Genomic DNA, 1445 nt, shown 5'->3' with positions numbered 1-1445 from the left:
TTGGGCTATTCTCATCAATCGTATCCTTTTGACCGTTTGGTTGATGATCTGGATGTGGTGCGTGATATGAGCCGTAATCCGGTATTTGATGTCATGCTTAATTTCCAGGATCAGGAAAGCGGAAATACAGATCGTTCTGTTGATCTTTCTGAAGGAATGTCTGGTAGTTCTTATGAGGGAGTTTCTTACGCAGTCAGTAAATTTGATTTAGACTTTAGTTTTTCCGCTAATGGTTCAGGTCTTACCATAGGCTTGTGTTACAACACTGATATTTATGAGCGTAGTTTTGCCGATCGTCTGATAAAGAGCTTAGAGCTTTTATTGGTTTCTATCATTGATTCTCCTGACGTGGGTGTTGATCAGCTTGATATTCTGGAAGCCGAAGAGCGTTATGCTGTTACTGAAGGTTTTAACCGGACCAAGGCTGATTATCCTAGAGATAAAACGGTTATTGATCTTTTTGCATCTCAGGTTCTATTGAATCCTGACCATACGGCCTTGCTATACGATGACCATACCCTTAGTTACCGGGATTTGGATGAACGTTCGAATCAGTTTGCGAACTATCTTCGTAGTCAGTATGGTATTGGCAGAGAATCTCTTGTAGGAGTTCGGCTTGAAAGGTCCGAAGATCTATTAATTACGATTTTTGGGATTCTAAAATCAGGAGGTGCTTATGTTCCTATTGATCCTTCGTATCCTTCCGAGCGTATTACTTATATGATAGAAGACAGCGGTTGTAAGGTAGTTGTAGATTCAGAAGAACTGCTGTTATTCCATATGGAAAGTGAGTCGTATTCTGTTTCACCTCCTGGTTGTAATCCCCATCCTTCGGATTTGGCTTATGTTATTTATACTTCTGGTTCTACGGGTCGTCCAAAGGGCGTTATGGTAGAACACGGAGGTCTTGTTAACCGGTTGGATTGGATGCAGGGAGCATATAGTTTATCCAGCTCCGATACCCTTATTCAAAAGACGAGTTATTCTTTTGATGTCTCGGTTTGGGAGCTTTTATGGTGGAGTTTATACGGTTCGAAATTATCGATTCTCTCGCCGGGATCAGAAAAGTCCGCAGAGTCACTGCTTTCGAATATTGCTTCAAATGAAGTTAGCGTGATACATTTTGTTCCCTCCATGCTGGAGACGTTTTTATATTATTTAGATGCTCATGTAGAAGCATTAGCAAAGCTTAAAAGTCTGAAACAGGTTTTTGTGAGTGGTGAAGCCTTAACAGTTCATCAGAACAGTGAGTTTTTCAGGTTACTGCCAGATGTTGGCTTGATGAATTTATACGGACCAACAGAAGCCACGATAGATGTTACGTATTTTAAATGCCATGCCGGTCTTGAAAGCAGTATTCCTATCGGTCGTCCTATTTCTAATATTCAGATGTATATTCTCTCCGAGAATGAGATTCTTTGTCCAATAGGAGTAGTAGGAGAGAT

General features: G+C 40.8%; 1 protein-coding gene. It reads left to right on the top strand.

Annotated features, from left to right (window positions below):
- Nucleotides 1-66: 66 nt before the first annotated feature.
- A partial coding sequence (locus tag NZD88_RS21260) for a non-ribosomal peptide synthetase (protein ID WP_259831828.1) occupies nt 67-1445 on the top strand: 1379 nt, incomplete at its 3' end.

Source organism: Chryseobacterium pyrolae (genome assembly GCF_025153485.1).
Taxonomy (GTDB): domain Bacteria; phylum Bacteroidota; class Bacteroidia; order Flavobacteriales; family Weeksellaceae; genus Chryseobacterium; species Chryseobacterium antibioticum.
This window is presented reverse-complemented; position numbering and strand designations above follow the sequence as displayed.